This window comes from Robertmurraya phoenicis (genome assembly GCF_047302285.1).
Classification (GTDB): Bacteria; Bacillota; Bacilli; order Bacillales; family Cytobacillaceae; genus Robertmurraya.
In genome coordinates, this window is record NZ_CP154845.1 from 3,607,182 (window position 1) to 3,633,446 (window position 26,265).

38 protein-coding genes and 1 pseudogene are annotated in these 26,265 nt (G+C 36.3%); 5 read left to right on the top strand and 34 right to left on the bottom strand.

The window, feature by feature from the left end:
* Positions 1-2 precede the first annotated feature (2 nt).
* Positions 3-1,043, bottom strand: a complete 1,041-nt coding sequence (locus AA0X71_RS17960) for a Bug family tripartite tricarboxylate transporter substrate binding protein (protein WP_413356672.1) — start codon at positions 1,041-1,043, stop codon at positions 3-5.
* A gap of 286 nt (positions 1,044-1,329) precedes the next feature.
* Between AA0X71_RS17960 and AA0X71_RS17965 the strand changes: the two genes are divergently transcribed.
* Positions 1,330-2,244 (top strand): LysR family transcriptional regulator, encoded by a 915-nt coding sequence (locus tag AA0X71_RS17965; protein ID WP_413356673.1) that lies wholly within the window; start codon positions 1,330-1,332, stop codon positions 2,242-2,244.
* 38 nt (positions 2,245-2,282) lie between these two features.
* On the opposite strand, the pseudogene AA0X71_RS17970 reads toward AA0X71_RS17965, so the two are convergent.
* From AA0X71_RS17970 to AA0X71_RS18115, 30 genes and pseudogenes are all read right to left on the bottom strand, one after another.
* A pseudogene (locus AA0X71_RS17970) lies at positions 2,283-2,438 on the bottom strand (sporulation protein YhbH); the annotation flags it as partial.
* Positions 2,439-2,484: 46 nt separating this feature from the next.
* The gene (locus tag AA0X71_RS17975) at positions 2,485-3,042 is read right to left on the bottom strand and encodes a recombinase family protein (RefSeq protein WP_413356674.1); all 558 of its coding nucleotides are present in this window, start codon (positions 3,040-3,042) and stop codon (positions 2,485-2,487) included.
* 14 nt (positions 3,043-3,056) lie between these two features.
* Complete coding sequence (locus AA0X71_RS17980; RefSeq protein WP_413356675.1) at positions 3,057-3,545, bottom strand: AAA family ATPase; 489 nt, start codon at positions 3,543-3,545, stop codon at positions 3,057-3,059.
* 549 nt (positions 3,546-4,094) lie between these two features.
* Positions 4,095-4,802, bottom strand: coding sequence for a lytic transglycosylase domain-containing protein (locus tag AA0X71_RS17985; protein WP_413356676.1), 708 nt, complete (start codon positions 4,800-4,802; stop codon positions 4,095-4,097).
* Positions 4,795-5,163 (bottom strand): hypothetical protein, encoded by a 369-nt coding sequence (locus AA0X71_RS17990; RefSeq protein ID WP_413356677.1) that lies wholly within the window; start codon positions 5,161-5,163, stop codon positions 4,795-4,797. The genes AA0X71_RS17985 and AA0X71_RS17990 overlap by 8 nt, the downstream gene beginning before the upstream one ends.
* 25 nt (positions 5,164-5,188) lie before the next feature.
* Positions 5,189-5,533 (bottom strand): hypothetical protein, encoded by a 345-nt coding sequence (locus tag AA0X71_RS17995; protein WP_413356678.1) that lies wholly within the window; start codon positions 5,531-5,533, stop codon positions 5,189-5,191.
* Positions 5,530-6,174, bottom strand: coding sequence for a zonular occludens toxin domain-containing protein (locus AA0X71_RS18000; protein WP_413356679.1), 645 nt, complete (start codon positions 6,172-6,174; stop codon positions 5,530-5,532). The genes AA0X71_RS17995 and AA0X71_RS18000 overlap by 4 nt, the downstream gene beginning before the upstream one ends.
* 115 nt (positions 6,175-6,289) lie before the next feature.
* On the bottom strand, positions 6,290-6,652 hold the full coding sequence (locus tag AA0X71_RS18005) for a hypothetical protein (RefSeq protein ID WP_413356680.1): 363 nt from the start codon (positions 6,650-6,652) through the stop codon (positions 6,290-6,292).
* Positions 6,653-6,711: 59 nt separating this feature from the next.
* Positions 6,712-7,107: a hypothetical protein gene (locus AA0X71_RS18010; RefSeq protein WP_413356681.1), complete on the bottom strand. Its 396-nt coding sequence runs from the start codon at positions 7,105-7,107 to the stop codon at positions 6,712-6,714.
* Between the two features lies 1 nt (position 7,108).
* Positions 7,109-7,246, bottom strand: a complete 138-nt coding sequence (locus tag AA0X71_RS18015) for a hypothetical protein (protein WP_413356682.1) — start codon at positions 7,244-7,246, stop codon at positions 7,109-7,111.
* Positions 7,247-7,264: 18 nt separating this feature from the next.
* Complete coding sequence (locus AA0X71_RS18020) at positions 7,265-7,546, bottom strand: hypothetical protein (RefSeq protein WP_413356683.1); 282 nt, start codon at positions 7,544-7,546, stop codon at positions 7,265-7,267.
* Entirely contained in the window at positions 7,547-7,996 is a 450-nt protein-coding gene (locus AA0X71_RS18025; protein WP_413356684.1) for a hypothetical protein, read from the bottom strand. It lies immediately after the preceding gene.
* The gene (locus tag AA0X71_RS18030; RefSeq protein WP_413356685.1) at positions 7,996-8,166 is read right to left on the bottom strand and encodes a hypothetical protein; all 171 of its coding nucleotides are present in this window, start codon (positions 8,164-8,166) and stop codon (positions 7,996-7,998) included. The genes AA0X71_RS18025 and AA0X71_RS18030 overlap by 1 nt, the downstream gene beginning before the upstream one ends.
* A gap of 6 nt (positions 8,167-8,172) precedes the next feature.
* Positions 8,173-9,885 carry a fibronectin type III domain-containing protein gene (locus tag AA0X71_RS18035; RefSeq protein ID WP_413356686.1) on the bottom strand — a complete coding sequence of 571 codons (1,713 nt, stop codon included), beginning with the start codon at positions 9,883-9,885 and terminating at the stop codon, positions 8,173-8,175.
* A gap of 18 nt (positions 9,886-9,903) precedes the next feature.
* Positions 9,904-11,088: a hypothetical protein gene (locus tag AA0X71_RS18040; RefSeq protein WP_413356687.1), complete on the bottom strand. Its 1,185-nt coding sequence runs from the start codon at positions 11,086-11,088 to the stop codon at positions 9,904-9,906.
* Between the two features lie 83 nt (positions 11,089-11,171).
* Entirely contained in the window at positions 11,172-11,366 is a 195-nt protein-coding gene (locus AA0X71_RS18045; RefSeq protein ID WP_413356688.1) for a hypothetical protein, read from the bottom strand.
* A 66-nt stretch (positions 11,367-11,432) separates the two neighbouring features.
* Positions 11,433-11,627 carry a hypothetical protein gene (locus AA0X71_RS18050; RefSeq protein ID WP_413356689.1) on the bottom strand — a complete coding sequence of 65 codons (195 nt, stop codon included), beginning with the start codon at positions 11,625-11,627 and terminating at the stop codon, positions 11,433-11,435.
* 2 nt (positions 11,628-11,629) lie between these two features.
* On the bottom strand, positions 11,630-11,791 hold the full coding sequence (locus AA0X71_RS18055) for a PTS ascorbate transporter subunit IIC (RefSeq protein ID WP_413356690.1): 162 nt from the start codon (positions 11,789-11,791) through the stop codon (positions 11,630-11,632).
* 16 nt (positions 11,792-11,807) lie between these two features.
* Entirely contained in the window at positions 11,808-11,939 is a 132-nt protein-coding gene (locus AA0X71_RS18060; RefSeq protein ID WP_413356691.1) for a hypothetical protein, read from the bottom strand.
* 153 nt (positions 11,940-12,092) lie between these two features.
* Positions 12,093-12,323, bottom strand: coding sequence for a hypothetical protein (locus AA0X71_RS18065; protein WP_413356692.1), 231 nt, complete (start codon positions 12,321-12,323; stop codon positions 12,093-12,095).
* 215 nt (positions 12,324-12,538) lie between these two features.
* Positions 12,539-12,841 carry a hypothetical protein gene (locus AA0X71_RS18070; protein WP_413356693.1) on the bottom strand — a complete coding sequence of 101 codons (303 nt, stop codon included), beginning with the start codon at positions 12,839-12,841 and terminating at the stop codon, positions 12,539-12,541.
* Positions 12,842-12,913: 72 nt separating this feature from the next.
* Positions 12,914-13,216, bottom strand: a complete 303-nt coding sequence (locus AA0X71_RS18075; protein ID WP_413356694.1) for a DUF3850 domain-containing protein — start codon at positions 13,214-13,216, stop codon at positions 12,914-12,916.
* Between the two features lie 63 nt (positions 13,217-13,279).
* Entirely contained in the window at positions 13,280-13,510 is a 231-nt protein-coding gene (locus AA0X71_RS18080) for a hypothetical protein (protein ID WP_413356695.1), read from the bottom strand.
* Positions 13,511-13,679: 169 nt separating this feature from the next.
* Complete coding sequence (locus AA0X71_RS18085) at positions 13,680-13,907, bottom strand: hypothetical protein (protein ID WP_413356696.1); 228 nt, start codon at positions 13,905-13,907, stop codon at positions 13,680-13,682.
* Complete coding sequence (locus AA0X71_RS18090) at positions 13,885-14,061, bottom strand: Fur-regulated basic protein FbpA (protein ID WP_413356697.1); 177 nt, start codon at positions 14,059-14,061, stop codon at positions 13,885-13,887. The genes AA0X71_RS18085 and AA0X71_RS18090 overlap by 23 nt, the downstream gene beginning before the upstream one ends.
* A 4-nt stretch (positions 14,062-14,065) precedes the next feature.
* The gene (locus AA0X71_RS18095; RefSeq protein WP_413356698.1) at positions 14,066-14,488 is read right to left on the bottom strand and encodes a hypothetical protein; all 423 of its coding nucleotides are present in this window, start codon (positions 14,486-14,488) and stop codon (positions 14,066-14,068) included.
* On the bottom strand, positions 14,488-16,830 hold the full coding sequence (locus AA0X71_RS18100) for a phage/plasmid primase, P4 family (RefSeq protein ID WP_413356699.1): 2,343 nt from the start codon (positions 16,828-16,830) through the stop codon (positions 14,488-14,490). Before AA0X71_RS18100 ends, AA0X71_RS18095 begins: the two co-directional genes overlap by 1 nt.
* 75 nt (positions 16,831-16,905) lie before the next feature.
* Positions 16,906-17,241, bottom strand: coding sequence for a hypothetical protein (locus AA0X71_RS18105; protein ID WP_413356700.1), 336 nt, complete (start codon positions 17,239-17,241; stop codon positions 16,906-16,908).
* A 49-nt stretch (positions 17,242-17,290) separates the two neighbouring features.
* Positions 17,291-17,479, bottom strand: a complete 189-nt coding sequence (locus AA0X71_RS18110; protein WP_413356701.1) for a hypothetical protein — start codon at positions 17,477-17,479, stop codon at positions 17,291-17,293.
* A gap of 421 nt (positions 17,480-17,900) precedes the next feature.
* A complete protein-coding gene (locus tag AA0X71_RS18115; RefSeq protein WP_413356702.1) occupies positions 17,901-18,101 on the bottom strand; it encodes a helix-turn-helix domain-containing protein in 201 nt (66 codons plus the stop codon).
* A 156-nt stretch (positions 18,102-18,257) separates the two neighbouring features.
* Here AA0X71_RS18115 and AA0X71_RS18120 point away from each other — a divergent pair, with 156 nt between their 5' ends.
* From AA0X71_RS18120 to AA0X71_RS18135, 4 genes are all read left to right on the top strand, one after another.
* The gene (locus tag AA0X71_RS18120) at positions 18,258-18,581 is read left to right on the top strand and encodes a helix-turn-helix domain-containing protein (protein ID WP_413356703.1); all 324 of its coding nucleotides are present in this window, start codon (positions 18,258-18,260) and stop codon (positions 18,579-18,581) included.
* Entirely contained in the window at positions 18,581-19,300 is a 720-nt protein-coding gene (locus AA0X71_RS18125; RefSeq protein WP_413356704.1) for a restriction endonuclease, read from the top strand. The genes AA0X71_RS18120 and AA0X71_RS18125 overlap by 1 nt, the downstream gene beginning before the upstream one ends.
* Positions 19,301-19,381: 81 nt before the next feature.
* Positions 19,382-19,882, top strand: coding sequence for an ImmA/IrrE family metallo-endopeptidase (locus AA0X71_RS18130; RefSeq protein WP_413356705.1), 501 nt, complete (start codon positions 19,382-19,384; stop codon positions 19,880-19,882).
* A gap of 4 nt (positions 19,883-19,886) precedes the next feature.
* A complete protein-coding gene (locus AA0X71_RS18135; RefSeq protein WP_413356706.1) occupies positions 19,887-21,425 on the top strand; it encodes a recombinase family protein in 1,539 nt (512 codons plus the stop codon).
* Positions 21,426-21,493: 68 nt separating this feature from the next.
* On the opposite strand, the gene yhbH is transcribed toward AA0X71_RS18135, so the two are convergent.
* From yhbH to nfsA, 3 genes are all read right to left on the bottom strand, one after another.
* Positions 21,494-22,669 (bottom strand): sporulation protein YhbH, encoded by a 1,176-nt coding sequence (gene yhbH, locus AA0X71_RS18140; protein ID WP_413356707.1) that lies wholly within the window; start codon positions 22,667-22,669, stop codon positions 21,494-21,496.
* 436 nt (positions 22,670-23,105) lie between these two features.
* Entirely contained in the window at positions 23,106-25,001 is a 1,896-nt protein-coding gene (locus AA0X71_RS18145; RefSeq protein WP_413356708.1) for a PrkA family serine protein kinase, read from the bottom strand.
* A gap of 396 nt (positions 25,002-25,397) precedes the next feature.
* Positions 25,398-26,147 (bottom strand): oxygen-insensitive NADPH nitroreductase, encoded by a 750-nt coding sequence (gene nfsA, locus AA0X71_RS18150; protein ID WP_413356709.1) that lies wholly within the window; start codon positions 26,145-26,147, stop codon positions 25,398-25,400.
* Positions 26,148-26,265 lie beyond the last annotated feature (118 nt).

Sequence of the window (26,265 nt, forward strand, 5' to 3'; positions counted from 1 at the left end):
AATTATTTGATTATTCCAATATCTTTTAATACCTCTTCAAACATCACATAAGTATCTGAGAATTCTTTTTGGAGATCGTCTGCACCTGCATAGGAAACATTGATACTTAGTTCTTCCAGCTGTTTACTTACCTCAGGGTCATCAATTGCTTGTTTAAATGCATCATGAATAATTTGTTGCACTTTTGGATCCATTCCTTTTGGAGCAACTGCAGCAAAGAAAAGTTCCATTGACAAGTCAAATCCATTTTCTTCAAGAGTTGGTACATCTGGAAGCTCTTCCACTTTTGATTTCCCTAAAGTTGTTAATACTTTAATGGTTCCAGCCTCAACATGGGAAATTACTGCTGATGGATTAACTGCTGCACCATCCAGATTTCCACCTAAGACGGCTGATACAACATCTCCTGAAGCATCATAAGGTACATGGGTTGTTGTAAACCCTGCCTCTTTCCCCATTTTTTCTAAGATTACATTTCCTGGTCCACCTACTAGAGATGTACCATACGTAAACTTACCTGGGTTAGCTTTCACATAATCAAGCCAATCTTCAAATGTATCCCATGGAGCATCCGCTTTAACTGCCAGTAAAAACGGAGCATTGGCAAGCTTTACAATTGGTTGAAAACTATCATGTGACCATGCTGCATTACTTGTTAATGGCGCAACTGAAAGAGAATCAGAGTTTGCTAGGGCAATTTTATAACCATCAGGTTCGGCATTAAAGATATCGGTCATTCCAATTGCTCCACCACCACCTGGCATGTTTACAGGTACTATTGTTTGATTATTGGGTAAATACTTTTGTGCTGCTGTACCAAGAATTCGCGCAACGATATCTGTACTACCACCCGCACCGTATGGAATAATCATCTCAATCGCTTTTTCTGGGAAGGCAATTTCTTGAGTCTCTTCTGTCTTCTCATTACCTTCATTCCCAGTAGATTCATTACCTGTGTTTCCTTCTGAATTTTGTGTAGTTTGAGAACACGACGCCAAAACTAACATTAAAAACATCATTAAGGTAAGCGCTTTCTTTTTCATCGAACCACCCTTTCATTTCTTATTAGTTTTCTTCAATTTATCTTTTTCCAAAACAAACCTTGCTCAAGATAAGATATGAATCTTTAGGTCCTTATCTTACTTAAATCCACCTCCTATTTTTTGAAACGCTTTCATTATTAAGACTTCTACATTTCTGAAAATCTCTTGAATAAGAATTCAAATTTGCATAATTTTTAGAATAATCTTATACTAACATGTATTAAAATATATTTAAAATACTAATTTCATAATGCTTATATATTAAAATACATATGGAGTGAGCAAATTGAACTTTAGGAAACTTCATTATTTTATTACCATTGTAGAAGAAGGAAAAATTACGTCAGCTGCAAAAAAATTAAATATAGCTCAGCCTCCTTTAAGTCAATATCTCAAAAAATTAGAAGACGAAATAGGTTCAAAGTTATTTATACGGGATGGTAAACATATGGAATTAACAGAGGCTGGTAAAATTCTCTATCATAAGGGAAAACAAGTACTACAACAATACGAGGAAACAATACTTGAGGCAAGAGAAACAGCTGAAGGACTAAAAGGAACTGTGAATGTTGGAGTAAATCTGACTTGTACATATTATCTTCCTGAAAAAATTCACACTTTTACAAATGCCTTTCCAAATATTAAACTTAGTATTTTAGAAGGAGATCCTTATCGAATTGATGCATTACTAGAAGAGCGAAGTGTTGAATTAGCAATTGTTCGAACACCTATACAGAAGGATCCTAAAAATAGGAATGATAGATATTCAAGTATTAGCTTAGATATAGATCCGTTTATCTATGTTATGCCCGCTAGTTGGAAAGAAGCAGAGTATCGAAATGATATAAGTTTCGAAGAAATATCCAAACACCCTATGGTAGCATTGCGTAGAATAACAGGAAAAGGAATATATGAACTCATTATTAACGAGTTTCGAAGGAATAGCATTGTGCCAGATTTTATTTGCGAATCACCCTCCACGATAGTACTTTTGTCTTTGATTGAAAAAGGAATTGGTGGTGCGGTTATGCCGCGATCAGCTCTTCCCCCCTCTACTAATAGGAAAATAAAAATTTTAGAGATTCGCGATTGCATAGCAAATACTGAAACATCTCTAATTTGGTTAAAAGATAGATATATTTCAAAAAACGCTCAAAATTTTATTGATGTGTTTCGACCTAAATCTGAATTTGGCGATTAAAAGGAACAAAGCCAGTATCTCTACTGGCTTTGTTCTTTCTAAGCATACATCTTATCTTCCTGCTCCTTTTTAAAGAAGCTTCGCATGGCATGGAAAACATCGGCTTTTTGCTTGAGGATGTAGTAACGGAAGTCTTCATTTTTGATGTTTTTGTACGCAGACATGAGGGTTGAATGGCGGTTATACTGATTTAACACCTATTCATATATACGAGGATAAAACCCTGATTTAATCAGGTTTTTAATGCAAAGTGTCTTCATTCAATTTCCGATAAAGTGTAGCTTGGCTTATTCCAGTAGCCTGTACGATCTGATTTATGCTGTAATCCTTTGACTGATACATCTTTATCGCTAACTGCACTTTCTTTTTATCAGCTGTTGGTCTTCCACCGTTCCTACCTCTAGCTCTGGCAGCTGCAAGTCCTGATTTTGTCCTTTCACTGAGTATATCACGTTCTAACTCTGCAATACTCGCCATTATTCGAAAAAAGAAACGTCCCATAGCTGTTGAAGTATCAATATTGTCCTGGATAGATACAAACTCTATACCTCTCTCTTCAAACAAGTCACTGAGCTCAATTAAATGTTTTGTGCTGCGGCTTATTCTATCTAACTTATAAACTACTACCCTATCACCTGAACGAAGCATTTTTAGCATTTCGTTAAGGGCTGTCCTATCTTTCTTGGTTCCAGAATTTTTTTCTTCGAAAATTTCTAGGCACCCTGCATTTGTAAGTGCATCTAGCTGCATCGATAAATTTTGGTCTTGAGTTGATACCCTTGCATAACCAATAATCATTTTTCCACCCTTTTTTAAAATTGGATATTAGGTAATTCAAAAGCATTATACTGATCTTTATTATCCGAAACATTTAATTCCATTGTGAAATTTGTATTTGTACTCTTTACAGTTATAGTTTCCTGGTCATTCTTTTTCACAATCATACACAAGTCAACCATTTCTTTGATTTTTTCATCTAATCTATTTATATCGAAAGCAGTGAGAATGAAAATAATATTATTATCCTCATTATTTAATAAAAAATGCACCGTACCTTTAGAATTCATGTATACTCTTTCAAACTCATCAATACAAACAATTTTAATTTTCTCGTTCAAACTTAGTTTTGAGACCTGCTTACTTTCTGACAGAGAATAATTCGAATATAATTCAGCATTAAATTGGTCTCTGATTTTTTTTCCTAATACTGACATTGTAAGAGTTTTCCCTTCACCAGCTCCTCCAGTTAAACAGATTATTTTTCTATTCCTGGGTATTTGTTGTAATAGTGCTTTAATCATTTAAATCACTCCTTTCCTCTATTAACCAAATATTATCAAAAACGGTTTGTTTTGTATATGATGAAAATTTGATTTTGATAATAGTTTTGTTAAAAGAAAAACAGGATAATTTCGCCTGTTTCCCTTGTTAAACTTTTTTCCTTATAAACGAACGTTTTTGATAAATTACTCTTTCCAACCTATAACTAAATCCCCGAGACTTCCTTTTAGCTTACAAATATATTTCTTGTTTTCTTTCCAATGAGTGCTGCAAGAAAAGAATTTATAATTATATTTGTCCTCCATCTTTCTTGTGAACCCTTCGAACCCTTCATTGTCTACAATTTTACAAGCTTCATTATGATCCAAGATTAAATCGAACATAATTAACACCACTCTAAAACGGCTTAAATCGGTCAATTTCTCTTTTTATGCGTTTCTTGATAAATTGTTTAGCATATTTCTTTCCTTTCCGTTTAAGGTGTTTCCCTAGATTCGCAGGAGCAAAGAAAAGGAAAAGAGTTATCAGTATTAGAGATAAAGGGATAACTATTGTTTCGAACGCAGCGTTCACTGTGAAACACCCTTTATCGTGGCTGCTATATCTAACACTTGATCGATGTAGCTTTGCGAATGGTTATAATGCCATAAAGCCGTTCTCACGTTCTTATCAATTCCACTGACTTTTAGGTAATGAGCAGCAGAAAAGATCGCATCTTCAAGCTCCCACGGGCTTATAATGCTGTTCCCGTTCCCGTCCACTCCGTAAGCCTTGAAAGTTTGAGGCATGAATTGCATATGACCGATCGCCCCTGCGTAGGAGATCATTTTTTTTATCCTGGAGAAGTCGGTCTCGACTTTATGAATTGCAGCAAGCAAAGGCCATTCTACCCCATATCTTTCTCCTGCTGATTTATAGATAGGAATGTAAGCAGCTGGAACAATTTGTCCTGGTGTTATTTTTGAAGAAAAGGATGTGTGCGCAGCTGCATGACCCTCCGAGTTTTTTCCAAGGGCTTTCGAATAGGCATCAACAAACGCTGCTACTTTGGTTTTTTTCATTTCTAACGAAATTAAAGAGCTTATAGCTTGTTCCTTCTCCGTTCCCTCGGGCAAAGATTCAACATTTTGTCTTGCTGCTATTATTTCCTCCTGGAGAGCAGCCTTTTGATCTAAACCTACTAATCTTTTAGTGTAGTAATCAAAGTTACTAGCCTCGGAAGGGGTTCCGAAACAGAAAAACAAAGGAATGATAAGCAATAATAGATACTTATACATTCTCTATTTTCCCCTTCACTTGAATAAGTAGATCCAATTGTTCTTTATTTTCCTTTTCGTCTGCTGCCTTTGCCTCCTCCAGGAATGCTTTTAGCTTGTCTTTATAGATACAAACAAAGGATGAGAGCATATTTAGTTGCTTAGAATCTAAACCAACGGAAATATTACTTTCATAGTCCTCTTCATCAAACAATTCAAAGTCGCCTTTTAATATCTCCTTTACTTCGTCATAGCAATTAAGATGCTCTTTCCCTTCTTTTTTCCCGTAATTACTTTTTAAGACATTCTTTATATTTTTTCTCATTGCTGTCATATGTAGCAGCAAGCAAGCTACTTCTTTTTTATTTAAGGATAATTCCACCCTAAACCCTCCTTATTTCCGAACATTAACTAGCTTTGATATCCTCTAACAAGGCTTCTAGCTTCAATTTTTCATTTTTTGTCATTTCATCCATACGCAACAAGAAAAAAGATTTACGGCCAATCTTGATCTTTCGTTCATAGCCTAGCTTTTTGGCCCTTTCCCAATGGATGCAGCTCCACGGTAATAAAATATAACCTTGTCGCTTTGCTAAGTCTTCAGCAACCTCTAAAGCCTGGTAAAAGCTAAATTCCTGCATCTTCTTAGCGTAAGCTACAATATTTAAGGTTGTGGGATACAAATAAGGAAGCGTTCTAGGATCTTTGTCTCGATAGTTCTTAGGAACAAGTGTAAATTCTTCTAGCTTCATGCGAAAACAATCTCCTTTTTGGGTATTCGGATTTTTCCTCTGGCGATGTCGTGGATTTCTTCTAGCCTTTCAAAAAATTCATTTCCTTCTCTTTCATTCTGAGGAACAGGGAAGTATTGAACCATATTTTCAGTGTCATATAAATTTAGTTTCATAATCTTCTTAGCCTTGTACATCGGCAAGAACTGTTTGTGCATGAACTCTTTTGTCTGATAGTCATAGAAATAGTATTGAAAACCTTTGTCCCCGATTTTTCGAGCTGTTATCAAAACTTCAACAATGGAACGTACTCTTGCATCCACAAAATTAATTGAAGGAGCGCTATAAATTTGTACTGATTTCATTTTACGTGTAAGCTGCATAACATCTGTCAAAACGGATTGACCGTATTTGCTCCATTTTCGGTTAGAGAATGCAAAGTTAGCTTCATCAAATATACAAATACTTCCCTGAGCTTCTGCAACTCTGTACCAATCTGTATAGTGTGTCATAGGGGTAGAATCCTCTAAATCGTAATTTGAGAAAAGCTCAATCTTTCCCCCTTGTCGTTCTACTTTACCCTTCCAGTAATGCGCTAGAATGGAAGCAAGGAGAGTTTTGCCTGCTCCAAGTGATCCCTGGACAAAAAAGTGATGGGCCATTATTTTCCGTCCTCCTTTTTACCTTCTTTTTCTAATATTCTTCTCCAGTACTCTTCGATAACGGGAAGAGCTGATGTTTTCCCAGTTCCTTGTTTACCTGTGATTTTATTTTCCATTACTTCTTAACCCCCTTTTCTGCCAATACAATAGGCTTCGGAGGTTTAGGTATTAAAGCTTCAATCGTATCTAAATAGTAATTCGGATCAGCTATATGAGTTTTACCATCATTGAGAATGTAATCATACAATCCTTTATAGGGATTTCCATTTGGATGAAGGTATTTATTTTCACCCATCTTTTCTAATAAAATTAAAGCTTTCATTTGTGGCTCTCTCAAATTTTGAGAGAGCTTTGTCATTTCTTCTATTACCTGTTTTATATCTGATATATGAGCAACCTGAGGAAATAGATCGTCACCAATCGCACTTTGCAGCTTCTCGGCATTATTTGAATAAATAGGTACGTTATTCTCTTGCATTTAGTGGACAACTCCTTGATATAACAAATTTAATTTCGCTGTAGGACGTTTCTCAAGCATTAGTTCGCACAGCTCGTAATACCCATCACAATAAAAGCTACAAATACTAGACCGAAAAGAAAAATCTTCGTACCGTCGAGATTATTCGGTGGAACTGGCGGTCTATAAGCAGTCACTTGTTCTAGTACCATGCTCATTTCTAATCTTGCAAGCCGTTCTGTTTCTCTTATCGATTGACTAGGGGCTCTGTAAAAAAAGTTTCGTCCTTCTTTACCTGTTGTAATTTCGCAATCTTCCAGGGGGACTTTACAAGTTCCCGCCACAATCACCGCATCTTCCTCGATTGCCGTAACCCTGTGAATATCACTTATTTTTTTATCATCATCAAATACGATCAAAAGATCCGTGGTTTCAAATAAATACTCATCATCTTCTTTACGTTTTAGAAATCCCATTCTAGTAACCCACCTTTTTTTGTTTTGGCTTTTTATTATTTGACTTTTGATAAACCTTCCAAGCGAGGAAAACAACTGTTGCGACTCCTCCAGCCGTTCCTGCTCCAACTACATACATGTATACAAATGCTTCTGCCATATTAAAAACCTCCTTTTTTTACCACCACTTAACTCCATCTTTAATCGAATAGTACATGCGCATAACCGATCGAAAGATTAATAGTGTAACCAGTAGCACGACACTAGCTAAAAGAGAAGTGACTACCATTTGCCATGAGGACGGTAAATCACCTAGTACACTAAAATATTTCCCTATGTCAATTCCTTGCGCGTTAATCATTTGTATGGATTGCAGCCGTTCGATTGCAAGTTCCAAAACCTCAATTGGCGGCTGGAAAATCTTATTAATAAAGCTTATAATCGTATCCTTTATACCCACTTAATCACCACCTACCCGAATAGATGATATTAATTTAATTGCACTTATTGCTGTTGCAAACCAAATTCCAAAACTCATAATGACAGCGAAACTATTGAGCGAAAATACGTCGGCATAATCAAAGAGACGCCCCATCAATTCGCTATATCCATGACCACCACTTCCTCTCGGTGAGTAAACTAAGCTTCCTAACGTCCTTCCGAGTCCAACGATTAAAGACCATAAGACTTTTAACGCTTCGAACAAAACCAAGAAGAGTTTAGCAGCAAGTACACCTATCATATAAAGGAGATATAAAAGCCCTTCGATAACTTCATAAATCGCCGTAAAAAAAGCTACTAATATATCAACTAACCCTTGAAAAAGATTTTTGATTAAGTTCCCAATCCATACGATAACGGACCATATAACACTAAATAATTTTCCGAATGCGTCGCCGACAATCCCCATTAATAGCGCCTCCTTCGTCCTCCTGGAGAACCATCAAAGGCGGAATGAATTAATCCAATCAATTCTTCACTGAACACTATTCCCATCAAGAGTAAGAGGAAAGGGGAAAGGAAAAGCATATTCCCCTTAAACACAATCTCAATAATCGTCTGTATAAATTCTGTATTCATTGATTATTAGCCTCCCCTTCTTGTTCGTGGTTCCCGTTCTGTTACCTTCTCTTTGGTGCTGCTATTACTTCCACCACTTCTAAATGATGAGTAAATTGTATTGATGACTTTCGGCACAAATCGAAAAGCTAAAGCTAAGAGTATGAAGGCTGCAACCAAACCAACTAAACTCATTCCTGCTGTTACCATATCTTTAGCTGTGAATGGTAGCTTCGCATTACCAATACTCACCCCTCCACTACTATCAGGCGGTTTTATCGGACTTCCTTCTTTCCCAGAATCCGAAATAGGTATTAAAGTTACTTTAGGATTATCGAAAATGTCATACTTCATGGAATCTTTTGGAATTAGAATTTCTTTTAACTCTGCATCCACCGTTCTATATTCCTGTCCATCAATTAGTACTTTTACTTTTCCTGTTGTTGGCTGTGACCAGGTATAAAGAAAGTCTCCATTTTCATCCTCTGTGTAAACTCCTCCCACTAATTCAGGTTCTGGTTCTTCCAATGTCGTAGCTTGTATAACCGTTCCCTCTGATTCGGCATCAGCTATATTAACCGTAGTCATTTTGTAACTGTATGTCGTTTCTGGCTCAACTGTAAGGTCGTTCCAGTACGTTCCATTCGTTTCGAACATAGGGCTAAAATCTTCATTTTCGGCTGCATACGCTGTCATGGGCTTAAATAGATTCATAAAGCTTGTTTCCGTTGTTTCTTGTTCACTCTCATCTACTTTTCTATAAATCTTTACATGATTAAAAAACTCACTTTGCGGATTGCTCCAGGAAAGATTTACTCTGTCATGTTTTGCATTTGCATTTAAGTTATTTACTTCTGGAACTAAAGGAACATCATCAGTAGATACTTTTATAGATTGTCCGTATGTTTCTTCTCCTTCACTATCAACGGCTTTTATAGTGAAATTATATTCTTGAGATGGGCTCAATTCTTTAAAAGTATAGGTCTCTCCAGTAAAATTTGTTTCTACTAATTCCCCGTTTTTATAAATATTTAAATACGAAAAAATAGATTCCTCTGGATTTTTCCAACTGATAGTTATTTCAGCAGGTAAGGTTTTTAACAGAGACAAATTTTTAACATCAGACAACTTGATAATTTCCTCTGTAGACAATATATAGGGGTCTGATTTTGTCCCTGTTCCTACTTTAAGTAATCCAGGCATTAAGTATAAGGAAGGTCTTACGCTCACGCTGGTAGTAGGAGCATAAACACCATTGTAGCCTTGCGTTGTGATAGCTATAACGCTCCCCCCTTTTCCCCTTGGGGTTAAAGTCCAAAATTCATAAATTGGGTTAGGTAAAACCGTTCCTTTGTATGTTCCCCACTCACTAGCTGATAACAGTCCTATTTTGGTAGTCACTGTTTTTTTAAATACATTATCTGTATCTTTTATTTCCCAACTTTTATTAGCTACAAAACTAGATATTTCACCCAAATTACTCAAAAAAGTTTGGTTTAGATAATAACCAACATTAGAAGAATTAGAAGGATCGTATAAATCAGAAGCACTAGAGAATCTTCTATTTTCTAAATATCCATCATAAAATAGATAGTCTGTTGAAGGATTTAAAACCTTAAATACATAACCATTTAGTTCTACATAATCACCTTGCTTAAACCCATAATTTGAGGCACTTGCAGCAGCAGGAATTATTAAAAAGGCTGCCAATGCAATAAATGCTGCAAGTAATTTTTTCATCATATCTCCCTCCTATTTCTACATTGGATTCCCTGGTATTGGAGGACTTCCATCATCCCCTCCTGGTATTGGTGGATTCCACTCATTGTTTCCAGGCATTGGCGGACTCCAACTCCCTCCATTATCACCTGGAACAGGGGGACCACTTTCATCATCACTACCACTTCCCCCAGGAATAGGTGGACTATAACTCCCACCATCCCCTGGTGTTGGAGCCTGACCGCCTTGATCTTCTGGAACGGGTGCCGTTCCTATGTTATCCTCTGGCATCGGTGCACTTGCTCCATCATCTTCTGGTATTGGAGCATCCCCCGTTTCGTCCTCTGGAACGGGGGCGTCCTCTTCATTATCTTTTGGTGGTGGGGGTGCGAAGTTATCCTCGTCTTTCGGAACATTGTCCTTAAACTCATCTTGTGATGGTAAATTATCGACTGGATCCATGATCGTAAAACCATCAGATGTATCTGGTGTTTCTGGTATTTTTGGAGCTTCGTCTTTTATTTTGCTGTAATCTGTATCTCCTAGCCCGGGAGCTTCGTTTCCCTGTGGGGCTGAATCCTTAAATCCTCTATCATCTATTCCACCTAGACTAGATGGTGGTGATGGTGGGTTAGGAGCTGACCCTAATAAATTTCCTAAATCACCTATTAAACTAGGTACAATAGTATCTCTAAAGGTGTTAGCTACTTGCTGCCAATTCGGAGCAGGAGGAATAGCGTTCTTTATTTCATCAAGCTTACCCATGTAGATTGACCAATTAGGACATTCAAAAACTGCGCATGAGTCACATCCTTCTTCTGGAGATGGATCGTTAGGTTCAACCCCACTCATACATGATTCATTTTGTACCTCGTCCGAATAGAATTTAAGTGTTCCAAGCACGTTCCCTGACCGGTCATAATAAACTGATCGATAATATGTTTTACACGAAAAATACGATAACCCCGTAAAATTACCACCATCTATATCACTTTCCGCAATAATTGTAGAATAGCTGCTGTCGCTATATCCTGCGAGCCATACACGATAAACATTGGTATCATCAAAATGGATAATATAGCGATCTTCACTAGCTTGATAATGAGGATCCTCTTGAAATATCGAACCTGTTCTCTCATACATCACAATCGCGAATGTAGATGGAGTAACCACGAAGTATAAAACAGCCATAAAAAAAAGGGAAATTATGCTTTTTTTCAACATGACTTATACCACGCTTTCCTATAAAAAAGGGGGAAAGAGCGTTTCGCACTCTTCCCCCCTTTTTTACAAAAGATATTAGGCTATTAGGCTCTTCCGCCACTACCACTACGGAAAGCTGAAAAAATAACTGTGATGATTTTTGGTACAAATCGGAAAGCTAAACCTAGAAGTACGAATGCTCCTACAACTCCAAGAAGTGCCATACCTGCTGTAACCATGTCATTCACCGTAAATGGCAATGTAATTCCTGTTAAATCTACCAAATTAGATCCCTCCATAATTTTCATTTTCCTCCTTTATGCAAAGAGTTTTTATAATATCGAGTTTCCTCGATGATTAACAATTTAATAATGCTTTATTTCGTAATCGTCTTCGTCATCATCTTTTCTAGCCTCTTTAAAAATTCGAATGATGATGCCGATGGTGAATCCCACAGCGATTAAGGCAAACATCAACATGACCATAGGAGAAGCTGACGTGAGTATCGTTTTCACATATCCCCAAAACTCCATCATTCTAGCTTCTGTAAAAAAATTCATGCTCATGAACTTCTACTTGCCTTTACAGCTTTGATAATAACTGTGATTAGTAATCCCACAGCGATTATAGCGACGATTATCATAACAAAGTTTGCTGCTGTTCTTAGCAAGAATCCGAATGATTCCCAAAAGAAAGTCCAATCCCACACACCCGATAAATTCACAATTTACTAGCCCCTTTCATTTTCTTCTAAATTCGATGACCGTTAATGATAGGGTTACTAGAATCGCCCAGGTGATTAAGGCGGTCATTATGTCTGGATTGCCAAGAAAATAGCTGAATGCGTAAGCCATGAGTCCGCCTATTTCCACTTAATCAACCCCCTTGCGCTTGTCCCGCCATGCTGTGGCTGCCGTTACTATCAGACTAAAAATCGGAAAAGTAATAGCGCAAGCTGCAAAAAACACAATGTACGTGAAGATAATGTCTTTTGGTGTCTGATTGAAAACATCATACATTTTTTGTTACCTCCTAATAATTCGGCTTAGTACCAGGAATATTAGGATTGCAATTAATGAGGTCGATACTAGCAAATCACCTATTGTAATCTCATGAATTATGTTGATTTTTCCCTTTTCATTTTCGAAACGAGTCATATCTCTGATTTCAACAGGGACAACTACTTGAGGTGTAAAATCCGAAATAATATCTTGATTCTCAACTGTAGGATTTGAATTAACTGTCTCTGGCTCCATACAATGATCACCTCTTGAAATCAATATAAAGTCTTTTCCCCAACACTTGTATCCCAAAAAAAATTTTGGGATACGTTAAAAGGGAAATGAAAGAAAAAAGTACATTTTTCCTCATTTCCCTTTTAAATGGTTCTAACTCTCTCTTCTACCTTGCTTTAAAATTTTTTTCATTCTTATCCCTTATCGAGTCGTGATTTTATTAATATATATTTATATTAATATATCGCACGTTTTCCAGTTTCTACATTAAATTCCCTTCCATTTTTTGTGATTCCACTTTCTAGTGTTTTTATCCAATTTTTTAGGTCATCCTCCGTATATCCAAGTTTTATCAATTCATGTGGAAACTCTTTTTCAAACATATTTAACCATCTTTTCATCTTCAAAATTGCTATTCGACTATTACCAAAAGAAAAAACATGTATCTCTTTCTTAGTAGAGAACTCTTGATTTCCACAATATTCAGTCAGATAAATGTATTGTTTTCCACCTGCTCGCACTTGGCTTAAATATCCCACTCGTGTCATTCTCCCTTCTACATCTAATCAACACAACTATCAATTTGTTTCGCTAAATGTTCGGAATGTTCGTTAATGTTGAATCATTATATTGTCATCAACTATTCCTAAAATCACATATCCGTCAGGCACATAAGGCTTATCAGTAAGCATATAAGTAACCAATTTATGAATCCGTTTCCCTAGTTGTTTTGTTTGAGGGTCATAATGGACTAAATCTAAAAAGTCCCCTATTTGATAGTCTCTATCAAACTTTCTTACTTCAAAGGTTTTATTGCCGTTTTTCACTTCTGAAAAGTACGGTTCCACGGTTTTTAATTGGTGTATCCTATATGTTTTTCCTTCTGTTGGTAGGATAATAGGTTGTTCTTTCATCCGATTCACTCCTTCACAGTTTGGTTCTTTTGTGAAACTGGTTGCTTAAAACATTAATTAAGATTACTCTGTCCAATAGACTAAATCTCTTTTTAATAACTCTTCACATAGTTGTTTTATTTGTTCTTCGATGTCTGGATTTTTAAATTCTATTCGTCCAAACGCCTCTTCCATTTCCCAATATTCAGGACCTCTAGTTAAGAATTGCGTCATGATCAAATCAATTTCATTGTGATCTTTGTGTGTGAAAATTTCTAGTTTGGTAGAAAAACGGAAAGTGTTAGGAATATCCATTGCGATAGTCTCATCTGTAAAATAACCTTTCCCATTATTAAAAGATGCCCCATTAACCTTTAATCCTTCTAAATCCCTTAGAGTTGGTTCTTTTTAAATCTCAAAATTTTGCCCATTCTATATGCACTCCTTTTTAGTGGTGTTGCATTTCGTTACTGTATCGATTAATCTATTCAATTTGAACACACACTTTTAATATTTCTGCAGCGAACACTCTCGCATCCTCTACACTTATCGTAACTACAGCGTCGATTTCATGGCCATTCTCGTTGTCTTGGAACATAACAAAAGAGACAGCATCATCTTGTCCCTTCCCCTCTTCTGGAACAACGTACTCGGGTTCAACTTCAAGATAATAAATTGCTCTTTCATCCTCATTGATTTGCGCTAGTCGCATTCTTCTTTCCCCCTCCACAATACAATTTTTTTAATTCCTCTACAGAAAGCTCATACAGCTGCCTACCATCCGATAATTTGGTATAACCTAAATCGAGTAGCATTAGGATTAATTTTTCTTTAAAACTATGAATTGATTGTTCTGTGACACTCACTGGATCACCCCACTTTCTTCCCTCTTTTTTTATTGAGCCAATCTATAAAGCTAGCTGCTTCTTCAAAAGCCCTTTCGAAAGGAACGTTCTGAACTATTGATTTCGTCCTATAAGCCTTCCTATCGCCTTCCTTATAATTTTCTCTCCAGGATGATGCCTTGCCATTCGGAAGGCGCTCTACAAAGAGGTATGAGCCCCTTCCGAACCGATACTCATAGAGTTGTCCATGATTATAGACAAGAAAACCTATCTTTCTAGCAGTTTCATTTTCATCTATCCATTGAAGGAGTTCTTTTTTATTCAGCTTAATTTGTTCTTTAATACCATCATCAATCAATCCATGTTCATAAATAAGCTTAGTTTTATTATCTTTTTCTTTTATTTTTATATTTAAGTTATACATTGTGTTAAGAAGTTGATTAATCATTAAATCTCCTCCTCTATTACCCTAGAGTTACTTTTTGTATCAAAAGTTACCGAAAGTGATGCAGTTTCTAGGTTCGTCTCAAAATTTTTCTCTATAGGAGCTTTACTAGAAAACGGGTCACTTTGAGTAACTAGGTAACTATTAGGTAACTCGTCATTATAATCAGCAATTAAACCGATGCCAAAAAAGAATGTTCGATTGCCTGTTGACTTACGTTTCGAAAAACCGCGCATCTGTAATCGACTGCTGAAAGCTCTTTGTTTCATTGGATATTCTCCGTTTTCCTCGGCCCACTTCATGTATACCTTGTGAATTTCACTCACAACAACTTTAGCAGCTGGCATAATTACACAGCATTCATCCAAAAAGTTTGATAGAAGATCCATTTCTTCTTTATATTCGTCTGTCGCTGCCTTCACTTCTTCTGGTTCTCCTAGTCCTTCTTGCTGCCACTTCATGCAGCCCTCAACAGCCCAACGTAAAATCCCTGGCAATTCTGCCCTTAACTTCTCTGGTAAATGCTTGTCCACATTTTCTTTCGGAACTGTGTGAGTAAATGGGACAAGTCGAATCCTTCTCCAGATCCCTTCATCGTCCCCTTTAACAATGGGCTTATGATTGGTGGTAAAGAAAATCTTAAATTCAGGAGTGAATTCAAAGAATTCTTTTCGTAAAAAACGTGCTGTAATGGGCTCTCCACCTGTTAGCTGCTTAATCAACGATTCTGAAAGCTTTTGACTATCTTCCGATTCAACGGCTGACACGAAACGAGCACCATATAAGCGAGCAACGTCATTATTAATGCCGTTATCGTTCATTTTTGATGTAAAAGTGTCACTATTTGTTTGCTTTCCGTAATCTCCAAGTATTTCTTTGACAATATTGATAAAAGTAGATTTTCCGTTTCTTCCGGTTCCCCAAAGGAAAAATGCTACTTGTTCACTTGTGTCTCCAGTAAGGGTATAGCCGATTGCTTTTTGTAAAAAATTGATAAGTTCATGTTTTACTTCGTCTTTTTCATCCTTCATAATACTTTCAAGAAACGCTATCCATGTTGGACATGTAGCTGATGCATCATAGCTTATATGTGTGTTTTTAGTCATTAGAAGGTTTCTTTCATGTGATTGAAGTTCTCCAGTTCTAAGATTAACAACACCATTCTTACAATTTAGCAAGTATCCATCTTTATTAAGCTCGTCCTGACTTAATGGCAGCATAGCTTGCGCTCTAGCAATACTATTTAAAAAGACTGAACTCTTTTCACTGGACTGAGCCCATTTAACGATTTGGCTTCTTCTATCCATGTCTTCTTCCTTAGATGCTTCCCCGTACATTTCTCTGAAAGTTTTAATAGCAATTCGTTCAATTTGTCGTTTCTTATCCTCAATCCAAGTGCTGCCGTTCCACAGCAGCCATTCCTCAAATTCTATGCAAAAACGCAAGTTCTGACCGTTTTTATGGACAAGTCTTTCTGCGTTTCCCATTTCAGTAAGGTTAAATTTAGACTCTTTCGGAGATGTATACTGCGGAACATTCTTAACGGGTGGCTCTCCATAGTTCTTACCACTTGGCTTTTGATTTAGCGCACTATTAAATGTTGCAATAAACTCTCTATGCTCTAGTTGTGGAATTAGAAGATGCTTATTTGTAAAACTAACAATCTCGTGAATTTCATCAGCACTATAGCCAAATTCAACCAATCGGCAAGTGTGCTTGTAAAGAGCGTTATTTCTTCCCCCTTCATTGAGTGGGACAGGAAAGGGACGATCTTCTTTGTTCAATATTTTTAGTTTGTCAAAAAAAATTGGGAGCTCAGATAATTCACCCTCAGCAATTTTGATCCATTCCCTACCTTTTGTATTAATGGATGGTAAAACAATTTGTCCCTTATCAGATAAACGGTAATCACCAACACTCCCACAAGCCATTAAAACAGCAGCATTCTGGATTTTTATTCGTCCATTATCTTTAAAAATGAATTGATATCCATTTACTGTTTTAATTGCATGAAAGTTGAGTTGGTCCTTTCTTAAAGCTTTATAAATTAACTCACCTTCTAGCTGATCGTCAATATCAAGGACGATGTAATCGTTAGGAATAACAAGTCCTGTCCAACCACCTTCTCGAATCCACGAATCTGATTCGCTCGCAGAAAGACCAGGCTTATCCCTCTGTTGCCATCCCTTCATAAATGGCCGTTTTGCAGCTGTATATCTTTTGTTGTAATCCTGTTCTTTATTGAAAGAAGAAAAACCTAAGAGTTTAATTATCTTTATTGGACTAGAAGGGAAAAGCCGTTCTAGGACGACTGAATCCCCTTTTTCTGTTTGAGTAACTAGCATCGACTCTTTCCTTTCAGTTTTATTTCTGGTAAACTGTATGTGTGTATTTACAAAAGACATTTTTTGCAGTGAGCTCTACGCTTGCTGCCTTTTTTTGTGTATTTTTGAGTATTTTTGATTAATTTCCACAGCATTTTTCGCAGCTATTTTCAAAAAAGAAGCCCTTTGGGCGAAGTCGATATTGATCCCCCTCTTCTGCATATCTGCAACGATGGCCACAAGTAATTCTCTTCTCTCTCTCTTTTTCTGTATATCTGCTAATCTTTTAATCACAAAATTCAATTCTGATAGTTCCAATTGAGCAGACTCAAAATCTTCCTGACAAATAGCGTCGAATAGATAATGAACAGTGTTTTTAGCTTTTGATATAATGTCTCTTTCTTCGACATTTGCAACGGGTAATTGGCACATTTCGACAATTCCGACTCCTTTTTAGTGGTATTGTTATAATAGGGGGTTTTTATGCTTGCTTTTCCTCTATATATCTATCGAGTAAACAATCGTGAGCTGCTTGAGCAATCTCTCTGAGGATAGTGTTTCCTTTTTTCCATTCGTCTTGAAAAAAAGTCTTCTGTTCCTCTTTTGTCATTTCAGTTAATGGGGAAAAAACAATCACTTTTGAATTTCCATAGGTGTATTCTTTTGGCAAGTTAATCCCTCCTTACTTATATATATGTTTTAAAAGCAATTGGACTGCCCTAATAATTTCTGAAACGTATTCTCATTGCTTCAAATGCAAGCTTTCGATTATTGTCATCAAGACAATCCAGGTCCGAAAGAGTAAATTTGTATCTTTCGTTAAAAAGATGAAGTGCTAAATTCAGCATTACTTTTTCTGATGAAGACCAGGGACCTGCATGTTTTTTTAAAGTTTGAATTTTAATTGTTTCAGCCTTCATATCAAAAAATCGGGTATTGAAACATTCGGTTAATTTGTAGTGATTTTTGAATAAGTAAATTAATGAACCCCAATATCAATCATTGAGTAATGTTGCTGGTATTGTGTTGGACATAAAATACATCTCCTTTTAATAAATTCTCATATCGTGAACAAAAAGCTTAAAAAAATATTAACTAAACAACTCATTAATTTGAACACCTAGTATTTCAGCTAATAAAGGAACTTTTTCAGCATCAAGACCTTTTTTACCAGATTCTATCTCACTCAACATGGATGTAGATTTATACCCTAGCTTTCTTGATACATATGCCTGAGTTAAACCTTTTGAACTACGAATTTCTTTGATGTTATTTCCAAATTTATTTTGCATTTTATCTATCCTCCTTCTAGTTCTCAAAACGTGAACTCAACTATATTCATAGTATATGTTCACATTACGAGAAAGTCAACATATAATTTCTCGATTTGTGAATATTTTTTCGCATATAGAGAAATAATGTTAAAATTCTTTAAAGAGGTGAATATCATGGAATTTCATGAGAGATTAAAAGCAGTTAGAGAGAAAAAAGATTTAAGACAAAAAGATGCTGCCATAAAAATTGGTATTAAAAACAATACTTTGTCAAGCTATGAATCAGGTGATCGAAAACCTGATTATGATACATTGATAAAACTAGCAGACCTTTACGAAGTGTCAGTTGAATATTTACTAAGAGGCAAAGACTCAGTAAATGAAGAAAAGGGTAATCTCTACTTTTTTGACATGGAAGGACTTACAGAAGAGGAAATCGAGGATATTAAAAGACATATTGAGTATGTAAAATGGAAATCAAATCAGGAGAGTAAATAATGAGTAGGAAACTTTCGAGAAAGGAACGACAGAATCAGGTCTACCAAGTCTTTGTAATGTTTCCTATTTTGTCGATAGTAATTTTACTCATAATGAATGGGGTAACTAATTATTTCCTTTTAGGTGGAATATTGCTCGGAGGAATAATATTTGGAAATATTGCGGTAAGATATGTTCCTGATATGAGAAAAAAAGAAAACAAACATAAAAATCAATATACTGGATTACCTTCAAAATCTAAATCTACCAACAAAACTACACAAAATTCCACAGATAAGATTGAATCCAATAGTTCATCAAAAAGTAGAAAAGTACACTCTGATAAAGAACTACTTACAGCAGACATTGATTCTTTGAAAGGTGAAGAATTCGAAAGATTAGTATTTATGTATTTTGATGATAAAGGGTATAAACCTGAGACTACACCAAAAACAGGTGACCATGGAGTAGATCTAGTTATTACCGATCCAAAAGATGGTTTGAAAATTGCAGTACAATGTAAGAGATCCAAGAATGGAATAGGCAATGCTGATTTGATAAAACTTGAGGGCGGTAAGAGATTTTACAAATGTCCTAGAACTCTTTTTATTACCACTAGCTTTTTCACAACAAAAGCAAAAGAATTTGCTGAATCAACTAGGATGGACACATGGAACGGACTGCAAGTCGCTGAAAAAATTGGTAAATGGAGAAAAGAACAACTTAAAATGAGTAGTTGAGTAAGACCAGAATTCCTCTGGTCTTTTTTTACTATTGAAAACAGGAACATTTGTTCCTATAATGTTTACGAGGTGATTCTTTTGTCCCATACTTATTATCCTTTTCCTCTAGATAAATGGGTATCCCGTTTATATAAATCTATAGGGATATATAATCCAGAAGACATTGAAGAAAGAAAGATCGCTAAAATGTTAGGAATTCATTTGACCTATTCAGACAAGCGTAGTTTTGCAAGAGATGAAGGAAATTTCAAACTTATAAACATTAACAAATACTTGGATAAAAAAAAACAGAGGGAAATCTTTTATCATGAGTTATGCCATATCCTAAGACATTCCATTTACCAATATAAAATAATGCCTACTGCATTTCGTGAGATCCAGGAATGGGATGCTAATCATTTTGCTCGTTATGCAGCGCTTCCTTTTCATATGCTAAAATTTTTTGATTTTAAAAGTCCCACTTTAATAAGTGAACTGTCTAATACATTTAAAATATCAGAAGACATTTGTCAGTATCGTGTGGATCATATTTACAGAAATGCTCGGCCAAAAAAAGCATATAATGTTTTAAAGGGGTGATTTTATGCTCGAATATCTGAACGCTCTCACATATCTTAGGAAGAGTAGAAAAGACTTGGATGAGGAAAAAAAGGCTGCTGAACAAGGAAATCACTTTGATACTTTAGAACGTCATCGAATGCAGCTCCTTGAATTTGCTAGAGTAAAGAAAATAAATATTATTGATATACTTCCAGAAGTTGAATCTGGAGAATATATTTCAGAACGACCTCAAATGCAAAAGTTACTTAGAATTGTTGAAAATGGTGAAGTTGATGCTGTTCTCGTCATGGATTTAGATCGTTTAGGTCGTGGCGATATGGTTGACCAGGGAACAATTTATCGAATATTTAAAAACTCTGAAACTCTTATTGTTACTCCTACAGAAATCATAAATCCTCAAGACGATAATCAAGAGTTAAATTTTAGTATAAAGTCTCTTATCGCACGTGAAGAATTAAAAGCCATTACAAAAAGGATGCAGCGTGGAAGAAGGCAATCAGCAAGAGAAGGCAAATCTATATCACGTAAGCCTCCTTACGGCTATTTAAGAGATGACAATTTAAAACTTCATCCTGACCCTGATAAAAGTTGGGTAGTTGAAATGATATTTAATAAAGCTGCTTCTGGTTCTGGAAGAAGGGCCATTGCAGAAGAATTAGATAGGTTGAATATATCTCCTCCGGAAAGAAGTGAAAACTGGGATGGAAGTACAGTCCGTGAAATCATCAGAAACGAAGCGTATATCGGGAAAATCATATGGGGGAAAGTAAAGTACACTAAGATAAATGGTAAGTATAAAAAAACTAAACTCCCTCCTGAACAATGGAATATTAGTGAAGATGCCCATGAACCCATTGTAAGTAATGAATTATTCGAACTAGCTAATGAAAAAATGACAGCTCGGTGGAGGCCTCATGTCAGAAATGGAAAGACTCTATCAAATCCTCTAGCTGGATTACTATTTTGTGAGATTTGCGGTAAAGCTATTGTAATGCAACCCCGAAAGGATAGACCTGATAAAGCATTACGTTGCTTTAATCATACATGCAAAGGCGTTCAGAAAGGCTGTAATTTTACTCTTGTGGAACAAAGAATACTATTATCATTGGAAAGCTTCATCGAGCAATTTGAGCTTCCTAATAGAGTTAAAAAGAAAGTTAATACATCTATTAAATCCAAAGAAAAGGCTCTTCAAGAACTCATTAAAGAAAAAACTGAAGTAAATAAACAAAATGACAACATTCATGACCTTTTGGAAAAAGGATTCTATGATATACAGACATTTTTGCAACGGCAGCAAGTTGTAAAAGAAAAACTGAATGATTTGGAGAAAAAGATCGAGGGAATTGAGAATGACATTAACCAGGAGAGAAAACGGCAGCAGGCAAACAATGAATTCATTCCTAAAATTAAAAACGTACTAGAAGCCTATTACTCGACCGAGGACATTGAAAAGAAAAACAAGCTATTAAAATCGGTGATTGAAAGAGCTACTTATCTAAGAAAAAAAGAGTGGATTAAGAAAGACCAATTTGAAATTAAGTTATATACAAAGATATAAGATAGGAAAATGAAATATGTGTGAAGATGATTAAACAAAGCCCTTACTCATTGAGTAAGGGCTTTTAACTATGAAGCAGAAGCTTTATCTATATCTTGTTTCTTAAAAAAGGACCTCAGAGAATGGAATATATCAGCTTTTTGTCGTAATACATACGAACAAAACTTCTCATCCTTGATATTTTTAAAGGCACTTTGGAGAGATGATGAACGGTTATACTGATTTACTTCTCCGTATCCAAACATATTGGACACCTTCATGATTTGCTCAACAAGCTTGACACATCTTGCGTTATCGGAGGTTAAATTATCCCCGTCTGAAAAATGGAAAGGATAGATATTATATCTTGTCGGATTATACTTCTCTTCAATTAACTCCAACGCTTTTCGATAGGCAGATGAACAAATCGTTCCTCCACTTTCCCCTTTCGAGAAAAAGTCTTCCTCACTCACCACTTTAGCCTCTGTGTGATGTGCAATAAACTCAATTTCAACCTTTTCATATTTCGTTCTTAAAAATCGGGTCATCCAGAAAAAGAAACTACGTGCCATATACTTTTCCCAAATCCCCATCGAACCACTGGTGTCCATCATGGCAAGGACAACCGCTTTGGAATCTGGTTTTACAACCTCGTTCCAAGTTTTAAATTTCAAATCTTCTTGATAAATCGGATGAAAGCTAGCCTTTCCTGTCATCGCATTCCGCTTAAAAGCAGTCATCATTGTTCGTTTCTTATCAATATTCCCCATTAGACCTGTTTTCCGAATATCGTTAAACTCAATATGCTCGACGACGATATTATCTTGCTCTTTTCTTTTCAGATTCGGAAGCTCGAGTTCCTTAAACAGTGCCTCTTCAATATCCATTAATGATACTTCCGCCTCAAAATAATCTTCACCAGCTTGGTCTCCTGCACCTTGACCTTTTCCAGGTCCTTTTTGGTCACTTGAACCATCACGCGCAACGACGTCACCAACTTGACTGTCCCCATCACCTTGGCCAACATGTTTGTTCTTATCATAGTTGTAGCGAATTTTATATTCATCCAATGAACGAATCGGTATTTTAACCACTTCTCGACCATTTGACATGACAATATTTTCTTCTGTTATGAGGTCGGGTAAATTGTTTCGAATCGCTTCTTGAACTTTTTCCTGATGACGTGTTTGATCATCGTGGCCTTTGCGGTGGAGGGACCAATCTTCCTTCGAAATCACAAATTGATGATTGTTAGCATCAGTCATTTTAACCCCTCCTTATTTTTTTGTTCTTATAAGTGCACCTTAGAAACCACTGTTAACTCTCCCAATTAGCTTGCTGCTCGTTTCTAGTGTTTAATAAAGAGTGAATAAAAATTTTCACACAATTTTACTTTCTTGCATACAATATCTCGGGTGTCTCAGGCATAAAAGTAAATTGGTGATTACTCTATCCTATGCAGTAATGATAAATAATTTACAAATTATTTCGACAATAACTAAATAGCCTATAAAAATGGACAAGCTATTTGTTAATTTTAGAGCATGAGGACAAAGTATTGTTATTGTATACTTTTTTTGGAATCAAGAGATTTTTCATGAGGTACACTTTCACCTCTTGCACCTCTTGAGTTTGATCTCCCCCTCCCCAAATTAGATATAAAAAACTGACAGAACGCGCTGTTCTGTCAGTTTTCTATTTTTATCGATTTAGTAAGCTTCCTACGTAGCGTAAAAGTTCATTTGCGGATGTGGAATTGTAGCCGTGCTCATCAATTAAGCGGGCCACCACTTCATTGACTTTCTTCAGTTGCTGCTCATCTGGTGTTTTTGTGGATGTGGTAATTTTCACAACATCCTTCAGGTCGGCAAATAGTTTTTTCTGGATCGCTTCGCGCAAACGATCGTGAGAGTTGTAGTCGAATCTCCTGCCTTTTCGGGCATAAGCAGAAATACGTATTAAGATTTCTTCGCGGAACGCTTTTTTCGCATTTTCAGAGATTCCGATTTGCTCCTCGATTGAGCGCATCAACTTTTCATCTGGATTAATTTCTTCTCCAGTTAACGGATCACGGAGCTTATTTTTGTTGCAGTAAGCTTCCACATTATCCAAATAGTTATCCATTAATGTTTTTGCTGATTCTTCGTACGAATACACAAATGCTTTTTGCACTTCTTTCTTAGCAATATCGTCATACTCTTTACGAGCGACAGATATGAAATTTAAGTAGCGCTCTTTTAATTCGGCTGTAATGGAAGGATGTTGATCAAGACCTTCTTTTAATGACCGTAAAACATCTAACGCATTAATGGACGTCATTTCTTTTCGAATAATGGTTGAAGAAATACGATTGATGACATAACGAGGATCGATTCCACTCATTCCCTCATCATTGTATTCCTTTTTCAGTTCTTCTACGTCAGCAGAATTAAAGCCTTCAACATTTTGACCATCATATAGTCTCATTTTCTTAACAAGGTCGATATCCCCTTTTTTCGGTTCCTTTAATCGGGTTAAAATCGTGAACATTGCGGCGACCTTTAACGTATGCGGAGCGATGTGTACATTGGAGACATCACTTTCTCCAATCATTTTTTCGTAAATTTTCTCTTCTTGACTGACCTTTAAATTATATGGAACAGGCATCACGATAATCCTTGAATGTAAGGCTTCGTTTTTCTTATTCGAAATAAATGAACGATACTCCGTTTCATTTGTATGAGCCACGATGAGCTCATCAGCAGAAATGAGCGCAAATCGACCTGCTTTAAAATTACCCTCCTGTGTTAATGAAAGTAAATGCCACAAAAATTTCTCATCACATTTTAGCATTTCCTGAAACTCCATCATCCCTCGGTTTGCTTTGTTTAACTCCCCATCAAATCGATACGCGCGAGGGTCTGATTCTGAACCATATTCAGCGATGGTAGAGAAATCAATACTTCCTGTTAAATCGGCAATGTCCTGTGATTTTGGATCAGATGGACTGAATGTTCCAATCCCAACTCGTTTATCCTCTGAGAAGAAGATTCTTTCAACAATTACATCTTCAATCCGTCCTCCATATTCCTTGTCTACACGCATTGTATTTAGAGGGGAAAGATTTCCTTCGATCCGGATTCCATATTCATCAAAGAAATCTTGACGCAAATGATGTGGAATTAAATGTAATGGATCTTCGTGCATGGGGCAGCCTTTAATCGCATAAATGGCACCACGATCTGTCCGAGCATACGTCTCCAAACCTCGTTTCAGCATCGCGACCAATGTCGATTTACCCCCACTCACAGGACCCATTAATAATAGAATTCTTTTTCGTACGTCTAGTCGCTTTGCTGCTGGATGAAAATATTCCTCCACTAACTTCTCTAATGATTCTTCCAACCCAAACAGCTGGTTACTGAAAAATTGATATTGATTCTTCCCATCAACTTTTTCTACTCCTGCATCTTTTATCATATTGTAAACGCGGGAATGTGCTGACTGGGCAACCCATGGCTGTTCTTTAATAATCTCTAAATATTCTGCAAAAGTTCCTTCCCATTTTAACTTTTCTTCTTCGTGTCTTTGCATCTCAATTTTTTTTAAAATATCCATAAGGACCCTCCCCTGTAGCTTGATCAGAGACGATTAATATAATCTATGCGAGCTATCATTCGAACATGCGTAAACAAGAGTGAGTTTTGTAAACGCACTTGTAGAAAGTCCCTTTACCTAGCAGAAAAATGACCTGTCAAAAAAAATCCATACTTAACATTCACACTTTTAATTGAATAGGCTATAATAAGGCTATATGTTATTTTTTGAGATCAACTATTGATGATAAAAATTTATTTTAAGGGGGCATACATAAGTGAAACTAATTCTAATTCTTGGGGTTATGGTTGCATTCCTATCAGCTATCTTCACAGCTGGCTACAACGATAAGCCAGGTGCGAATAAATAATTTTGCTACATATAAAAAGCTGCTGAAGCGTTCAGCAGCTTTTTTCATTACCGTAATTTCAATTTTTGCCCTTCCACAAATTCCTTCATATACATACGGGATTGCTTTTCAAGCATCGTCCCCATTTGTTCTGTCCATGTATCGCTTCGATTACCGCCTGTTCTTTCTAAATAATACTTTTGAATGATTTCATTATATTCATTCAGTTCTTCTATATAGGTTTCTTTATTTACTTCATACGTATTTTCGTGATACACATGCTTGAAAGGTAATCTTGGTTTTTGCCCAGACATTTTTTCCGGATAACCCACTGCCAAACCAAATAAAGGAATCACTCTTTTTGGAGTCTTTAATAGTTTCACAACCTCATCTAACTGATTGCGAATCCCTCCGATGTAACAAATTCCAAGTCCCATTGATTCAGCTGCAAGGGAGGCATTTTGGGCAGCTAAGGCAGCGTCAATGAGGGCCACCATAAATTTTTCTGTGCTTTCAATAGAAGGTTCAACATTCTTTCCTTCTAGTTCTCCAATTAACGTATGTCGATATAGATCTGCACAGAATACAAAGAAATGGCCATTATGCTCTACATATGATTGCTGTCCAGCGATCTCAGCTAATCTTTTTTTCTTCTCTTTATCCGTTACGCCAATAATGGAATAGGCTTGAATAAAGCTAGATGTAGAGGCAGCCTGTGCACTAGCAACAATCGCTTCAATTTGCTCCTTCGTCAATGGCCTATCCTCAAACTTTCGAATCGAACGATGATTTAAGATTGTCTCTATCACTTGATTCATTAACATACCCTCACTTTCAACATGATCTACTTTCATTCAAACAAATATATGGAATAGATACAAATATTAGGACTTCTCAAGGAATGTGTAAATACACTTAACATTGTCCATAAATATA

Coding starts and splice junctions, on each gene's coding strand:
- AA0X71_RS18050 (WP_413356689.1), bottom strand. CDS start 11,627: ATGAATTTTTTTACAGAAGCTAGAATGATGGAGTTTTGGGGATATGTG.
- AA0X71_RS17985 (WP_413356676.1), bottom strand. CDS start 4,802: ATGTATAAGTATCTATTATTGCTTATCATTCCTTTGTTTTTCTGTTTC.
- AA0X71_RS18035 (WP_413356686.1), bottom strand. CDS start 9,885: ATGAAAAAATTACTTGCAGCATTTATTGCATTGGCAGCCTTTTTAATA.
- AA0X71_RS18145 (WP_413356708.1), bottom strand. CDS start 25,001: ATGGATATTTTAAAAAAAATTGAGATGCAAAGACACGAAGAAGAAAAG.
- AA0X71_RS18015 (WP_413356682.1), bottom strand. CDS start 7,246: ATGGCAGAAGCATTTGTATACATGTATGTAGTTGGAGCAGGAACGGCT.
- AA0X71_RS18045 (WP_413356688.1), bottom strand. CDS start 11,366: ATGGAGGGATCTAATTTGGTAGATTTAACAGGAATTACATTGCCATTT.
- AA0X71_RS18095 (WP_413356698.1), bottom strand. CDS start 14,488: ATGATTAATCAACTTCTTAACACAATGTATAACTTAAATATAAAAATA.
- AA0X71_RS18125 (WP_413356704.1), top strand. CDS start 18,581: ATGAGTAGGAAACTTTCGAGAAAGGAACGACAGAATCAGGTCTACCAA.
- nfsA (WP_413356709.1), bottom strand. CDS start 26,147: ATGAATCAAGTGATAGAGACAATCTTAAATCATCGTTCGATTCGAAAG.
- AA0X71_RS18135 (WP_413356706.1), top strand. CDS start 19,887: ATGCTCGAATATCTGAACGCTCTCACATATCTTAGGAAGAGTAGAAAA.
- AA0X71_RS18025 (WP_413356684.1), bottom strand. CDS start 7,996: ATGGGGATTGTCGGCGACGCATTCGGAAAATTATTTAGTGTTATATGG.
- AA0X71_RS18120 (WP_413356703.1), top strand. CDS start 18,258: ATGGAATTTCATGAGAGATTAAAAGCAGTTAGAGAGAAAAAAGATTTA.
- AA0X71_RS18000 (WP_413356679.1), bottom strand. CDS start 6,174: ATGGCCCATCACTTTTTTGTCCAGGGATCACTTGGAGCAGGCAAAACT.
- AA0X71_RS17975 (WP_413356674.1), bottom strand. CDS start 3,042: ATGATTATTGGTTATGCAAGGGTATCAACTCAAGACCAAAATTTATCG.
- AA0X71_RS17995 (WP_413356678.1), bottom strand. CDS start 5,533: ATGAAGCTAGAAGAATTTACACTTGTTCCTAAGAACTATCGAGACAAA.
- AA0X71_RS17960 (WP_413356672.1), bottom strand. CDS start 1,043: ATGAAAAAGAAAGCGCTTACCTTAATGATGTTTTTAATGTTAGTTTTG.
- AA0X71_RS18075 (WP_413356694.1), bottom strand. CDS start 13,216: ATGAAAGAACAACCTATTATCCTACCAACAGAAGGAAAAACATATAGG.
- AA0X71_RS18010 (WP_413356681.1), bottom strand. CDS start 7,107: ATGGGATTTCTAAAACGTAAAGAAGATGATGAGTATTTATTTGAAACC.
- AA0X71_RS18115 (WP_413356702.1), bottom strand. CDS start 18,101: ATGCAAAATAAATTTGGAAATAACATCAAAGAAATTCGTAGTTCAAAA.
- AA0X71_RS18005 (WP_413356680.1), bottom strand. CDS start 6,652: ATGCAAGAGAATAACGTACCTATTTATTCAAATAATGCCGAGAAGCTG.
- AA0X71_RS18040 (WP_413356687.1), bottom strand. CDS start 11,088: ATGTTGAAAAAAAGCATAATTTCCCTTTTTTTTATGGCTGTTTTATAC.
- AA0X71_RS18080 (WP_413356695.1), bottom strand. CDS start 13,510: ATGGATATTCCTAACACTTTCCGTTTTTCTACCAAACTAGAAATTTTC.
- AA0X71_RS18065 (WP_413356692.1), bottom strand. CDS start 12,323: ATGGAGCCAGAGACAGTTAATTCAAATCCTACAGTTGAGAATCAAGAT.
- AA0X71_RS18100 (WP_413356699.1), bottom strand. CDS start 16,830: ATGCTAGTTACTCAAACAGAAAAAGGGGATTCAGTCGTCCTAGAACGG.
- AA0X71_RS18030 (WP_413356685.1), bottom strand. CDS start 8,166: ATGAATACAGAATTTATACAGACGATTATTGAGATTGTGTTTAAGGGG.
- AA0X71_RS18085 (WP_413356696.1), bottom strand. CDS start 13,907: ATGCGACTAGCGCAAATCAATGAGGATGAAAGAGCAATTTATTATCTT.
- yhbH (WP_413356707.1), bottom strand. CDS start 22,669: ATGACTGATGCTAACAATCATCAATTTGTGATTTCGAAGGAAGATTGG.
- AA0X71_RS18105 (WP_413356700.1), bottom strand. CDS start 17,241: ATGTGCCAATTACCCGTTGCAAATGTCGAAGAAAGAGACATTATATCA.
- AA0X71_RS17980 (WP_413356675.1), bottom strand. CDS start 3,545: ATGATTAAAGCACTATTACAACAAATACCCAGGAATAGAAAAATAATC.